The 13,638-nt window shown below is 66.7% G+C and carries 11 protein-coding genes; 3 read left to right on the forward strand and 8 right to left on the reverse strand.

Features of this window, described 5'->3' with window-relative positions; all coding sequences use genetic code 11:
* Positions 1-4: 4 nt before the first annotated feature.
* From tamB to E0702_RS00745, 3 genes are read right to left on the reverse strand one after another with little or no spacing between them, the layout of a single operon-like run.
* Positions 5-4,030, reverse strand: coding sequence for an autotransporter assembly complex protein TamB (gene tamB / locus E0702_RS00735; protein WP_240721629.1), 4,026 nt, complete (start codon positions 4,028-4,030; stop codon positions 5-7).
* Positions 3,994-5,868: an autotransporter assembly complex protein TamA gene (gene tamA / locus E0702_RS00740; protein WP_132041051.1), complete on the reverse strand. Its 1,875-nt coding sequence runs from the start codon at positions 5,866-5,868 to the stop codon at positions 3,994-3,996. Before tamA ends, tamB begins: the two co-directional genes overlap by 37 nt.
* A 50-nt stretch (positions 5,869-5,918) precedes the next feature.
* Positions 5,919-6,788 (reverse strand): hypothetical protein, encoded by an 870-nt coding sequence (locus E0702_RS00745; protein WP_132041052.1) that lies wholly within the window; start codon positions 6,786-6,788, stop codon positions 5,919-5,921.
* Positions 6,789-6,965: 177 nt separating this feature from the next.
* On the opposite strand from E0702_RS00745, the gene E0702_RS00750 reads away from it, so the two are divergent.
* Positions 6,966-7,547: a Fe-Mn family superoxide dismutase gene (locus E0702_RS00750; protein WP_165927456.1), complete on the forward strand. Its 582-nt coding sequence runs from the start codon at positions 6,966-6,968 to the stop codon at positions 7,545-7,547.
* Between the two features lie 40 nt (positions 7,548-7,587).
* Here the strand turns inward: E0702_RS00750 and E0702_RS00755 are convergent, their stop codons facing one another.
* Both E0702_RS00755 and galU read right to left on the reverse strand, forming a co-directional pair.
* Complete coding sequence (locus tag E0702_RS00755; RefSeq protein ID WP_132041054.1) at positions 7,588-8,877, reverse strand: nucleotide sugar dehydrogenase; 1,290 nt, start codon at positions 8,875-8,877, stop codon at positions 7,588-7,590.
* A gap of 3 nt (positions 8,878-8,880) precedes the next feature.
* Positions 8,881-9,771, reverse strand: coding sequence for a UTP--glucose-1-phosphate uridylyltransferase GalU (gene galU, locus E0702_RS00760; RefSeq protein WP_132041254.1), 891 nt, complete (start codon positions 9,769-9,771; stop codon positions 8,881-8,883).
* 163 nt (positions 9,772-9,934) lie between these two features.
* Between galU and ubiG the strand changes: the two genes are divergently transcribed.
* Positions 9,935-10,660: a bifunctional 2-polyprenyl-6-hydroxyphenol methylase/3-demethylubiquinol 3-O-methyltransferase UbiG gene (gene ubiG / locus E0702_RS00765; RefSeq protein WP_132041055.1), complete on the forward strand. Its 726-nt coding sequence runs from the start codon at positions 9,935-9,937 to the stop codon at positions 10,658-10,660.
* Positions 10,660-11,316, forward strand: coding sequence for an HAD-IA family hydrolase (locus E0702_RS00770; protein WP_132041255.1), 657 nt, complete (start codon positions 10,660-10,662; stop codon positions 11,314-11,316). Before ubiG ends, E0702_RS00770 begins: the two co-directional genes overlap by 1 nt.
* Positions 11,317-11,466: 150 nt before the next feature.
* On the opposite strand, the gene E0702_RS00775 is transcribed toward E0702_RS00770, so the two are convergent.
* Genes E0702_RS00775 through pal form a run of 3 tightly spaced genes read right to left on the reverse strand, consistent with a single transcriptional unit; the run spans position 11,467 to position 13,633 of the window.
* Complete coding sequence (locus tag E0702_RS00775) at positions 11,467-12,231, reverse strand: YciK family oxidoreductase (protein ID WP_132041056.1); 765 nt, start codon at positions 12,229-12,231, stop codon at positions 11,467-11,469.
* 17 nt (positions 12,232-12,248) lie between these two features.
* A complete protein-coding gene (ybgF, locus tag E0702_RS00780) occupies positions 12,249-13,061 on the reverse strand; it encodes a tol-pal system protein YbgF (protein WP_132041057.1) in 813 nt (270 codons plus the stop codon).
* 29 nt (positions 13,062-13,090) lie between these two features.
* A complete protein-coding gene (gene pal, locus E0702_RS00785) occupies positions 13,091-13,633 on the reverse strand; it encodes a peptidoglycan-associated lipoprotein Pal (protein ID WP_132041058.1) in 543 nt (180 codons plus the stop codon).
* Between the last annotated feature and the right edge of the window lie 5 nt (positions 13,634-13,638).

Here is a 13,638-nt window from a genome sequence, read left to right on the forward strand (position 1 = left end):
TCTCCTAGTTGTCATCGAGAATTCTTGGGTTGCCGGAACGGCTGAAGGTGTAGATCAGATCCACCGCCTGGCTCGTACCGGAGACCGCCTCCAGGTAGAGGCTGCGCCAGATGTTGTAGCGCAGGGTAAGTTCGGCGATCGGCGAGAAGACCCCGACACCGTAGCGCACCTCGAGATCGTCGGTCAGCTGGCCACTGAGAGTCACCTGGCTATCTTCACCGCTGCCCGCCGTATCCAGGGTCAGGTCCGAGACACCGAAGGCCTTGCCGATGCCGCCCACCGCGCCACCGGCCTGCCCCACGGCGAGCCCCACCAGTGCCGAGGTCAGCGCCCCATCGGTGTCGCTATCGTTGGGCGCCCGTCCACGTAACAGATAAGAGAGTGCGCTCGCCTCGTCCATGGAGGGCTCCGAGAATACCGCGAGCTGGGGCGATGCGGCGCTACCGGTCACGCGCAGGCCGGCGACCACCCCATCCCGGGTCGCATCCGGATTGCGAACCGCCTCGAAGTTGAGCAGTGGCTGCCCGGGCGGGCCGCTGAACAGCAGTTGGCCCTCGCGGATCAGCAGGTCCTGCCCATAGGCACGGAAGCGGCCATCCACCAGGTTGACATCGCCGAAGAGCTGTACCGGCCCGTCCTGCTGACGCACCTCCAGGGTGCCGGACAAACCGGACTCGAGTCCATAGGCGGAGAGCTTCATATCCGGCCCCAGACGCAGATCGATCTGCACATCCAGGGCCATGCCGGCAGCGGCCATGGCCTCGGCGGTATCTTCTCCAGTGGCGGCCTCCGCCGCGGGGCTCGAAGCTTCACGTCGCGCCCGCTCTTCGTCCTCGCGCGTAATGATCACCTCGTCGGGACTTGGGGCGACCGCCGAGGGGGGCAGCTTGCCGACCTCCAGGCGAGCCCAGGGCACCTGGACGTCACCACGCACCTGCAGCAAGGTTGGGCGAGCTCGGATCTCCAGGTCGGGTGCGATGCGCAACTGTCCGAACTCGGGTAGCACCGCCAGTACCGGCTGGTCGACGCCGCGTAGCGACAGATCGGCGCGCCACTTCTCCGGCGATGGCCAGGCGGCATTGCCGTCGATATTCAGGCGCCCCTCCTTGGCGGCAATGTAGCCGTCGATGGTGGCTGCCGTGCCGTTGAGGTCGATGCCAAGCTCACCATCGTGCACCTCCACCGGCACATCGGCCCCGCTGGCCTTCAGGCCGGCCAGGGCGATGCGCCCGCGCATCTCGGGCGCCTCGAGCCGGCCGGCGAGGTCGATATTACCGGTAAGCCTTCCCTCCAGGGTCTCCATGCCGGTAACGAGATCACGATAGGGCGACAGACGCAGCTCATCGACAGAGAGCCGGCCCGTGAGGCGCCCTTCGTCGACAGGGTCATCGACCCGTGCCGTCAGTGCCAGCCCACCGGCCTGGGCGAGAGTGAGCTCGAGGGCCAGTTCGGCGGCCTGGTCATCGGCACTGATTTCGCCTTCGAGCCGTGCCTCCGGCAGAGACCAGGGCTGGCCGTAGGCGTCCTGGCCGTCGAGTGCCAGTCGGCTCTGCAGGCTGCCTTCCGCCCGCCAGCTGCCATCGGCGCCCCAGCTCGCATCGAGATCCAGCTCGGTATTGCCCTGGGCCGCCCAGCCCTGTGGCAGGAAGGGGTCGAGGAGTGCCATGGGTACCTCAGCGAGTCTGAGGCGCAGTTCGCCACCCTCTGGAGAGGTTTCCAGCGGCTCCACCAGGCACAGGCTGCCGCCCTGTTGCCGAACCAGGCAGAAGGGCTGTACGCGGGCGCTCCCCTGATCGAGGTTGGCGGCGAACCCCGTGGGGTCGGCAAGGCGCAGGTCACCCTGCTCGGCATCGACCTCGAGTCGGGACAGCTGTCCCGCGTAGCGGCCTCGATCCTGGTCGAGTCCGGCCGCCAAGGCTAGTGATGCCCGTGACAGCGGCATGCCGGCGGGCGCCGAGGCCTCCAGGGTCAGGCGGTGCTCGGAGAGCCGGCCATCCAGGGCCAGCACGGCCTCGTCGAGACGCTGACCACCGGCCTCGAGGCCGGCAAGCTCCAGCGTTGCCTCCATGGCGGGGTCCTCGAGGCCGCTGACCCGGCCGGCCAGCCTGAGCTCAACGAGTCGGTTCTCGGCAAAGGCCAGTGACTCGCCAACGAGGTTCAGATCGAGGCTGGGTGACTCAAGGCTGCCGGCGGCCTCGAGACCACCGCTGATGCGGCCCGACAGCGCATCATGCAGGCTTGCCAGGTTCGGCATGTCGACCTCGCCGGAGAGGTCAATATCAGACTCGCTGACCCGCCCCGCCAGCTGCAGGCGGTTCTCGCCCTGACGAAAATTCAGGCTCTCGATGTTCCAGCGCATTTCGCTGTCGCCAGCGAGTTCGGCACGCAGGGCCAGGTTTCGCTCCTGCAACTCACCGTCGATGGTCAGCTCGGGAACCGCCAGCGTCCAGCCGGCATCTCCCTGGCGAAAACGCACTGCCACGTCGCCATCGAGTCGACCGGACAGCCCCTCCACAAAGGGCTTCGGGTCGACATTGTCCAGGCGAGCGCGAGCATCGACAGCGATGCCGTTGTCCCAGTCGATCCGCCCGCGGCTGATCACGGAGGCACCGTTCATGGCAAGCGACAGCGGCTTCCAGGCGAAATGTGTCAGATTGCCGCTGCCGGTCAGGGCGAGGCGGGTGAAGGGTAGCTGGGGCCCTTTGGCATCGAGTGAGGCGGCGAGGCGGTAGTCCACCAGGCTGCCCTCCAGGCGCAGAACCAGGTCCTCGACCAGCCAGGGCTCGACGGCAACCTCCACGCCGTCGGCGTTGGTGGTGGTCTGTTGACCGGGTAGTGGCCACTGCAGCAGATCGCTGGCCAGGCTGGCGGTAAGCGGCAGCGTGGGGTCGAGGAGATCGGCCCGGGCATCCAGCTTGAGGTCAAGCGGGCCACTCAGCTCGAGGCGCATCAGCAGGTCGGCAAGCGTGCCGTCCAGGCCCAGTTCGATACGCTGCCCGGCAAGCCCCGGCATCAACTCCGGTAGCCACAGGGCGCTCTCGAGTCGGAGCTCGAGCGGGTAGTCATCGGTCAGCGCGATGGCGGCCTCGAGGCTGGCGTCGCCATCGGGTGTCGAGACCTCCAGCGGGCGCACCTCCACCGAGTGCCCCTCCGCGAACAGCGAGAGGGCCAGGCGCTCGACCCCATACTCCACGGCGCCCTCCACCGCGCTGTCCTCCACCAGCAGCTCGGGCACCTCCACCCTCAGCGGCAGAGTGATCTCGGGCAGCGCGCGGCGTGGCTGCTCCTCCAGGACCGCGGCCGACATGCCTTCCGCCGACGCGGCCACCTCATCGGGCAGCGGTGAGCGCACGGCGATGGCCGCATCGATGGCGGTGGCCGTGAGGCGAGGTCCGTCCCGCTCCCCCCCGGCCAGTGCCAGCTGTGCCCCCGGCGTCAACGGCAGGCGCAGTCGGGTGCCGGAGAGACGCGTCGGCATCAGCCTGAGCGTATCGCCTTCGGCCACGGCCGCGGTGCTGAAGTGATCCCAGCTCAAGCGCGTGCCATCGGCCAGCAGCACCTCGACGTCCTCGAGATAGAGCCGCCTGAGCTCGATGGGGAACGGCAGCGCGATGGCGGCGAGGGGGTCGCCGGCGGGAGATGGCGGCGGCTCGTCGGTGGGCTCGCTATCACCCAGACGCAGCCGCGCGCCCTCGACACCGAGCACCTCCAGGCAGAGTCGACCGGACAGCACGCACTCCTCCGACCAGGCGAGCTCGAAGTGATCCAAGGAGAGGCTGGCTGGCCCGGCCTGCATGGCGAAGCCGTCGAGCTGCAGCCGGTCGAGGGGTGCCCCCTCATAGGCATCCACCTGGAGCAGCCCCATACGCTCGCCCTGGTCGAGCAGCAGCCCGAATCCCCATGGCGAGAGCCCCAGCCCCAGGAGCAGCATTACCAGACCAAGAAGCCACAGGGGCAATAGGATCAGTAAACGAAACAGCGACCAGAGCAGACTCAGAACTCTGGACCGATGGCGAAGTGTAGGCGCCACGAATTGTCCTCGTCGTCGAAGGGGTGAGCGATATCCAGGCGAATCGGTCCGACCGGTGATATCCAGCGCACGCCTAGACCGGCGCCGGTCTTGAGATCGTCGGGGCCCCACTCCTCGAAGGCGTCACCGGTATCGACGAAGGCCGCGCCCCACCAGTCGCCGGTCACGCGGCGCTGCCACTCCAGGCTATAGGTCAGCAGCTGCTGACCGCCGGTGAGCTTGCCCTCGTCATCGCGGGGCGAGAGGCTCTCGTAGCCGTAGCCACGCACGCTGTTGTCGCCACCCGCGAAGAAGCGCAACGAAGGGGGAATCAGCGAGAAGTCGCTGGTTTCGATCGCTCCCAGACCGAGTCCGGTCACCACACGGTTATCGGCACCGATCTTGCGGATCCAGCGTGACTCTCCGGTCACGCGTACGAAGTCGGCGTCGGAACCCCACAGACCGTCGGAGACCTCCAGACTTAGCCGTTGGCGGTCGCCCCAGCTGGGAAAGGTGGGATTGCGAGTACGGGTACGCGACCAGCGTATCCCCGGGTAGAGCAGCAATACCTGCTCGTTATCGTTACCCTGGGTGAAGTCCTCGTAGGTGGTACGCACATAGAGATGCTGGATCCAGCCGTTCTCGAACTCCCAGCGTCGCGCCCCCTCCAGGGTTGCCTCCAGGGAGCGCGTATCATCGGTGTCCTTGTGGCTGAGCCCATACTGGAATCGGTAGCTGTCGCGCAGAGGGTTATCGAGCGGCAGTGTATAGACACCCCCGAAGCGCTGCTGGGGCGCCGATAGATAGAGGTCATGATCCAGCCCGTGGCCATAGCGATTGATCCACGGCTGATCCCACGAGAAGCGCAGGCGAGGCCCGACATCGGTGGCATAGCCGACCCCGACCTCGAAACGGTGACGGTCGGCCGGGGCCACCTTGACATCGATGGGGACAGAGGGACGCTCTTCCTGACGCGCGGCCAGCGCCGTCACGCCCTCCAGACCTGCCGCCGATACATGCGTTGTCGTGTCATAGCGGGCTCCATAGCGGGTTCCCCCCTCGCTGGCCACCGCCTCGGCCCAACCCGCCCTCTCCTCCTCGAGCGCCAGAGAGCTACTCTCCAGCCGCGGTCTCACGGTGACGGAGCGGAACCACTCGGTCTGGCCGAGCCGTTGGTTGAACGTGGCCAGCTCACCGGCCAGGTAGGGGGCTCCCGGGGTGAAGGGAAGCAGCCGGCGTAGTCGGTCTGGCTCGATATGGCTACCGCTGATGCTGACATTGCCGAAACGGTAGCGTGGACCACTATCCAGGGTCAGGTAGAGGCGAGCGCTTTCGTCGAAGGGGCGTACCTCCATGCGACGATCGCTATAGCGCCACTCGAAGTAACCGCGTTCCAGAGAGAGGTTGGCCAGACGGCCACGCAGGCTGTCATAAGGGGCATGCACCAGGGGGTCCCCGACGGCCAGAGGAAAGTCATCGATGGCTTTCTGAAAGGGAGGGTCCTCCCGGGCATCCCCCTCGAGTCGGAAGTCGAGGGTCTCGATGCGTACTCTTGGGCCCGGGTCGATGGTCAGCTCGACATACTCGGGCGGCTCTCCTTCGGCCAGGCGAGCCTCGATCTTCGGCTCGTAATAGCCGTAGGCGCGCATCGCCTCGGCGGCACGTCGCCGCGACTCCCCCTCCAGCCGTGTTCGGCTGTACTGGCTCTCGTCCAGCCCATCCAGGTAATGACGAATGTTAGCCGCCGGGTCACCCTTGAGCCCCTCGACCCGCGCCTCGATGGCCAGCACCGTCGAGGCAGGCAGCAGGCCTAGCATCAGCGTCGCCGCGATCAGGCGTAGCACCAACCGATTCTCCATATCCTTACGCCTTGTCGTTTGCGACTCCCGGGGATGCGACGGTATCAGCCTCACGGCCGCAGTGCCTCGAGTCGGGCGCTGAGGGCTAGCTGGCTGCGCCGCATTTCGCCAATATCGGTCTCCAGCGCAGCCAGGCGTGATCGCAGGGCATCCTGTTGTTGTTGCCTATCTTCCCGCGCCTCGCCGGCACCTTCAAGCGCATCCGCCAGTGTTGCCACGCGCGCCTGCAACGTCTCGAGGCGAGCAAGCTGTGCTTCCTGGGCGGCGGCGAGACGGCTTTCGGCTGCCTCCCGCTCTTCACGCGCCCTGTTGAGGTCGGCAGCATCGACAATTCGGCCCTGGAGCTCGGCGAGCCGCTGGACGCTGGCATCGTGGCTCTCACTGACCAGGTCCAGGCGCTCGGCCAGTGCACGGCGCCCCTGTTCTCCGGCACGCTCCAGGGCATCGAGCGACTCCTGAAAGGCCGAAAGCAGCGCCTCTCGGTTAGCGGCGGCCTCCCCCATGCGTGTCAGCCGTGTTCTCTGCTCCTCGACGAGAGCCTCCAGCCGCTCGAGTCCCGCTGCAATATCCTCCTCGACCACGTCGAAATGCCGCTCATGGGTCTCATCCTGGCGTGTCAGGGCCTCGACACGCTCCTTCAGACGATCGATGCCATCACCCTCACCGATGGTGGTATCGAAGCGAGCGTGGATGTTGGAGAGCTCACCGCTCAGTCGGGTGTTCTGGGATACCAGGCGCTGGCGCTCCTGCCAGCCGAACCAGCCCATGACGACCAGGGCGCCGGCGAGGATCAGAACCAGCAACCACAGCGGCCATATCCGCGGCGGCTCGGGCCAGCGCGGGCGGTATGGCGCCAGGCTGGCCTCGGGATCCGGGACGATCGGTCCGGTGTAGCGGCGCGGTTCCGGACGCTCTGCCATGCTCTACTCCTTGTGTGGCTGGGGCGGATGCCTGTGTGTAGGGCAGCTGGTATCATGCCGCGAGGTCCGGAGGCATCGCCCATGGGTCGGCGATAGTGTAAAGGGTTTATGCTCGTCGGCACACGGGGCGGCGCCAACGCAGCACCTGTCACCGCCTTCGTCGCCCAAGGAAGCCCGATGCCTTTCGAACTGCCTGCTCTACCCTATGACACCAAGGCCCTGGCACCTCACCTCTCCCGTGAGACGGTTATCCAGCGTCACAGTCAGACCCAGCGCGCCTGCGTGGCCCGACTCAACCAGCTGGTGGAGGGCACGCCCTGGGCGAACGCCTCGCTGGAGGCCATTCTGCTTGGCGCCGAGGGTGAGCTCGCCAGGCAGGCAGCCCAGGCCTGGGCCTTTATTTTCCATTGGCACTCCCTGTCGCCGCAGGGTGGCGCACCCGATGATGCCCTCGGCCAGGCCATCGCGGCACGTTGGGTTGATATCGCCGGCTTGCGCCAGGCCATTGCCACCGCCGCCAGCGATGCGTCCCCCGGTGGTTGGGTATGGCTGGTACGCGATGCCCAGGGACTCGAGGTGATGGCCGGCGACGTACACGATCTGCCCTTGAGCCGTGGCCTGACGCCCCTGCTGGTCCACCATCTGACCGGCGGCCAGGATACCGACACCGCGGCAGGCCTCGACGCCTTCTGGGCACTGGCCAACTGGCGCTTCGCTGCCGCCAATTTCTCAGGCCTGAGCGCCCCCGCTGCCTGCTGACTGTCTCAGGAGGCGGGGCGGCGAACCATTGATGGCTGGCTCAGGGATCGGCGCGGCGACCGATGCCTCGGTAGTGAAGGCCCTGGGCGGCGACCCATGCCGGGTCATAGATATTGCGGCCATCGAGGACCAGGCGCTCCTCCAGCAGGTCGGCCAGTCGACGCCAGTCCGGGTTCCAGTAGGCCTTCCACTCGGTGACCAGCATCAGGGCGTCGGCTCCATGACACGCTTCCAGCGGGTCCCCCTCCATGCTCTCCAGCAGCGGGTGATCGCCGACCTCCTGTCGCAGCGCCGGCAGGGCCGCCGGATCATGCAGACGCACGCGCACCCCCTGCGCCCATAGCGCCCGCAGCAGGCTCAGCACCGGGGCGTGATCGATACGCGCGGTACCGGGCTTGAAGGCCGCCCCCCAGATGGCCACGCAACGCCCCTCCAGTCGGCCGTGGAAGTGAGCCCACAGCTTGCGGAACAGCGTCTCCTTCTTGTGCTCGTTGATATCGAGCACCTGCTCGAGCAGCGCCGAACGTCGCCCGCTGGCGGACTGCACATCGGCCAGGCGCATCAGGTCACGGGAGAAGTTGGGCCCACCGAAGCCACACCCCGGGTAGAGGTACTCGTAGCCGATGCGTGAGTCGGACCCCATACCCTGGCGCACGAACTCGACATCGACACCCAGGCTGTCGGCCAGGCCCGCCACCTCGTTCATGTAGCTGATGCGAGTGGCCAGCATGCCGTTGATCGCCAGCTTGGTCAGCTCGGCGGCACGCCTGGGCATGCGTTGAACCACCTCCTGGCGGCGGTTGAAGGCACGCAGCAGCTCGCGTACGCGGGCCTCGGCACCATCATCATCACAGCCCAGCAGCCAGCGACTGGGGCGGGTAAAGGTCTCCCAGGCGCGCCCCTCCTCGATCATGTCCGACAGCGCCACGGCGTGGCTGCCAGCCCCCATACGCCCCTCCAGGTGTTCGGTCTCGCCGACCGGGAAGGTCGAGTGGTTGACCAGCAACCGCTGCTGGTTGCCGACGCCATCGAGCGCCATGAAGAGAGTGTCGAGCTCGCCGCGCTGCTCCGGGGAGAGGGATAGCCAGATTACCTCCTGAGGGCGTTGCAGCGCCTCTTCGGCACTCTCCGCCAGGCGCAGGCTGCCGTCGGCCAGCCCGCTCTCGAGCTGGTCGAGCAGCCGCGGCTCGCCGACCAGCCAGTCGGCACGGCGCAGCGTTGACCAGGGCTGGTCGACATGCGGTAGCCAGGTGACTCGGTGGCCTACCCAGCTGAGGGCAGCGGCGGCGGTCGCAGCGGATAGCTCACTACCGTGAACCAGCACGCGCATGGCTCAGGCCTCCCCGGCGTAGCGGTCGAGCAGCTCGCGGAAGCCCTCCCCGAAGCGGGCATGGCGGCGGCCATAGGCGAGCGTGGCCTCGAGATAACCGAGCTGGTGGCCGCAGTCGAAGGTCTTGCCCCGCATTCGGTAGGCATCGACCCCCTCATCGGCACGCAGTGACTCGATGGCGTCGGTGAGCTGGATCTCTCCTCCGGCGCCGGGCGGGGTATCGGCAAGCCGTGCGAAGATGCTGCCCGGCAGCACATAGCGACCGATCACGGCCAGGTTCGAGGGGGCCTCCTCCACCGGCGGCTTCTCCACCACGCCGACCAGGGGGCTCGACGCTCCCGGCGCGGGGGCCTCCCCACCGGTATCGACGATGCCATACTTGTGAGTCATCTCGTGAGGAACCTCCTCGACCATCAGCTGGGCATGGCCGCGGCACTCGAAGGCCTCCAGCATGCCGGCGAGATCGTTGTGCTCCAGTCCCTCGTCGTCTACCAGCACGTCGGGCAGGAGCACGGCGAAGGGAGCGTCATCACCGATCACCGGTCGGGCGCAGAGCACCGCATGCCCCAGACCCAGCGGTTCCGGCTGGCGCACAGCGATGATATTCACGTCGTCGGGGAGAATCGCGTTGAGCTCCTCGAGCAGCTCATGCTTGCCCTTGGCCTCGAGACTCGTCTCCAGCTCGAAGTGCTTGTCGAAGTGGTTCTCGATCGCCCCCTTGCTGGCATGGGTCACCAGCACGATATCGCGGATACCGGCGTCGACGGCCTCCTGGACCACATACTGGATCACCGGACGGTCGACGATGGTGATCATCTCCTTGGGAATCGCCTTGGAGGCGGGCAGGCAACGGGTGCCGAAACCGGCTACGGGAAGCACAGCCTTGCGGATCATGGGGCAGTCCTTGTCGAGGGTCGCGATGTGGCGTTCGCTGCGGCGCCGCGCCATGGGGAAGTCGCCGCCGGGAACGGGTAGAATGACGCTCATGATACCGGACTCGTCGCAGCCTGCCACCGCTGCGATACCGACCACACCCTTATCAACCTGGAGAGAGCGAATGGGTGCAACGCAGTCGAAAGCGGAGAACATGGATCCCGGCGAGATCGCCAAGTTCGAGGCCCTGGCGGAGCGCTGGTGGGATAGCACCGGAGAGTTCAAGCCGTTGCACGACATCAATCCGCTGCGCCTGGACTTCATCGATGCCCGCGCCGGTCTGGCCGGGCGACGGGTACTGGATGTGGGCTGCGGCGGGGGCATCCTCAGCGAGGGAATGGCCCACCGCGGCGCGGATGTCATCGGCATCGACCTGGGTGAGGCGCCGCTGGGCGTGGCTCGGCTTCACGCCGAAGAGCAGGGGCTTGAGATCAACTATCGGCGGGTCAGCGTCGAGGCCCTGGCCGAGGAGGCGCCGGCAAGCTTCGATGTGGTGACCTGCCTGGAGATGCTCGAGCACGTGCCGGACCCCAGCTCCGTGGTGCGCGCCTGTGCGACCCTGGTCAAGCCCGGCGGGCAGGTGTTCTTCTCGACGCTCAACCGCAACCCCAAGGCGCTCGCCCTGGCCGTGGTCGGAGCGGAGTATGTGCTGCGCATGCTGCCCCGGGGCACGCATGACTATGCCAAGTTCATTCGTCCCGCCGAACTGGCCCGCTGGTGTCGGCAGGCGGGGCTTGAGGTCCGCGAGCAGAGCGGGCTGATCTATAACCCGCTGAGCCGCCGTTATCGTCTGCACCCGACCGATGTCTCGGTCAACTATCTGATGCACTGCCGTCGCGAGGAAACATGATGTCGATCTCTCGTCCGGCCGCCCTGCTCTTCGATCTCGACGGCACCCTGGTGGATACCGCACCGGATCTGGCGCGGGCCACCAATGCCCTGCGGGCACATCATGGCCTCGATGCCCTGCCCTACCCGGTCATCCGTGCCCAGGTCTCCAACGGTGGCAGCGCCCTGGTCGAGCTCGCCCTGGGGCTGGCCCGGGAGGCGCCGGGACACGATGAAGCACGCAGCTTCCTGCTCGCCGCCTACGGCGAGGCCGTGGCTGCCGAGAGCCGGGTCTTTGCGCCGCTGGCCCCGCTGCTCACCGCCTGGGAGGCCGAAGGGGCGCCGTGGGGCATCGTCACCAACAAGCCGCGTGCCTATGCCGCCCCCCTGGTGGAGAGCCTGGCACTGACGCCGGGATCTCTGCTGTGTGCCGATGACCTGCCGGTCAAGAAGCCCGACCCGGCGCCATTGCTGGAGGCGGCGCGCCACCTGGATACGCCTCCGTCACGCTGCTGGTACATCGGTGACCATCTGCGGGACATGCAGGCGGCCAGGGCCGCCGGCATGACCGCTGTGGCAGTAGGCTGGGGGTATATCGAGGAGGGTGACGACTATCGTCGCTGGCCGGCCGACCTCTGGTTTGAGACCGGCCAGGAGCTGGTGGCGGCGCTGAGTTGAGCCCTCGATAGTGACGATATGTACGGGACGAGGAGCAAGAGTGGCTGAGGCAGCGACCAGGGATGGCGCCTCAGCCCCCTCCCCCCCACCCTGCAAGGGTTGTCGCTGCACATTGTCGCGTGTGACACCAGTCGTGCGCGATTCGTGGGACTAAGCCTTTGGTGGCTGGGCGTCGAATTTTTCGCCGTTATGCCCACGGCTATCCGGCCCAATCAACCATAGATAGGTAGGCATGATCTCCTCCGGGGTGCGCAGGGTGTCAGGGTCCTCCCCCGGATAGGCACTACGGCGCATCTGGGTACGCGTCGCGCCGGGGTTGAGGCTATTGACCCGCACCGAGCCCAGGTGCTCCAGCTCATCGGCAAGCACCTCCACGAAGCCTTCGGTGGCAAACTTGGAGACCGCATAGGCGCCCCAGTAGGCACGCCCCTTCCTGCCCACGCTGGAGGAGGTAAAGATCACCGAGGCATCCGCAGAGCTCTTGAGCAGGGGCAGCAGCGCCTGGGTCATTGCGATCGGTCCGTTGATGTTGACCTGCATGACCTGATCCCAGAGCTGGGGATTATACTGCTCGAAGGGCGTGATGCGACCGAGCAGCCCGGCATTGTGAAGGATCCCGTCCAGGCGACCGAACTCCTTGTCCAGCGTGTCGGCCATATCCTGGTAGTCCTTGAGGCTGGCACCCTCGAAGTTCAGCGGAAAGATCGCCGGCTGCGGGCCACCGGCGGCCTCGATCTCGTCGTAGACCGCCTCCAGCTTGGCGATGGTGCGTCCCAGCAGAATGACCGTCGCGCCGTGTCGGGCATAGGTCAGCGCCGCGGTTCGGCCGATGCCATCACCGGCACCGGTCACCAGAATAACGCGGTCATTCAGCAGCCCATTCGGTGCCTGATAGTCGATCTTGCAGATGGTCATGGAGTCTCCTCGATGAGTCAGTTACCGGACTGCCGCAGGAAGTCGTCGGCCAGCCCCGCCGCGGTGCTCTCGGGGTGCGCCTCACGGACCCGTTCGAGCAGCTCCCGGCTGGCATCCGGCTGGCCCATGCGGGCCTTGAGCAGCCCCAGCTTGTAGAGGGCGTCGGGCACCTTGTTGCTCTCCGGAAAGTCGTCAAGAACGGTGCGAAAGGCGGCCTCGGCGGGCTCCAGGCGGCCCTCTGCGGCGTGTAGCTCACCCAGCCAATAGTGGGCATTGGGGGTCAGGCGACTCTCGGGGTAACTGCCGACAAAGCTATCGAAGGCGGCGATGGCCCTGTCGAACTCCCGCGCCTGTACGCTGGAGAAGGCCTTCTGGTAGGCCGCCTGGACATCGGAGTCCTCGGCATTCGGTGACGCCGTGCCGGTCTCCGCGTCTCGCCTTTCTGACTCGCTGTTGGGTCGCTCGTCATGCGCTTCGTCACGGGTTTCCTCATCCGGCGATGACCGACTCATGCCGGCCGATACCGAAGACAGCCGGTCCTCCAGATCCATATACTGCTGGCGGGTCTGGCCGCGAAGCTGCTCGAGCTGATGGCGCAACTCCTCGACCTGGCCACGCAGTCGGCGAAGCTCTTCCTGGTGCTCCTGCACCTGGTTGAAGATCACCAGGCTGCCACCCGCGGGCTCACGGGTATCCGTCTGCTGGTAAAACGTGCTGGTTTGCGCGGTCAGGTCCTCGACCACTGGCTGCTGAGCCAGTGCGGGAACCCCTACGGAGAGCGGGAGCACCAGGGCTCCCGCACCGCACAGCCTCTTCAGACCGTGTTCCATCTGTGTCTCCCTCGTGTCGAAGTGTTGCCTCAGTAGGCGAACACTACGCGACGGTTCTGGGCGAAGGCCTGTTCATTCTGGCCACGCGCAGCGGGGCGCTCCTCGCCGTAGCTGACGACCTCGACCTGGGAGGGAGAAACGCCCTGCACGGAGAGAAACTTCTCCACGGAGCGAGCGCGTCGCTCACCCAGCGCCATGTTGTACTCGCGAGTCCCGCGCTCGTCGGTGTGCCCCTGGAGCACCACGCGGACATTGCCATTCTCGCGCAAATAGCGGGCATTGGCGGCCAGGACCGGTTCGAACTCGCTGCGGATGCGGTCGCTGTCGAACTCGAAATAGACCGTACGCTGCTGCGGAATGCGTCCATCCGCCTGCTGCCCGGCCGCACCCGACGTGCCGCCGTAACCGGAGCCACTGGTGCGGCCATCACTCACGCCACTACTGCTGACGCCGCTACCATCGCGGGTTTCGTCCATGGCGCCATCCTGGGTACCGCCGGTGCTGGAGCAGCCGGCCACCAGGGCCAGCGACAGGGCTACCGCCAGGGAACGGGCATAAGGCTTGAATTGCATCGTTT

The organism is Halomonas marinisediminis, assembly GCF_004347715.1.
GTDB lineage: Bacteria > Pseudomonadota > Gammaproteobacteria > Pseudomonadales > Halomonadaceae > Halomonas > Halomonas icarae.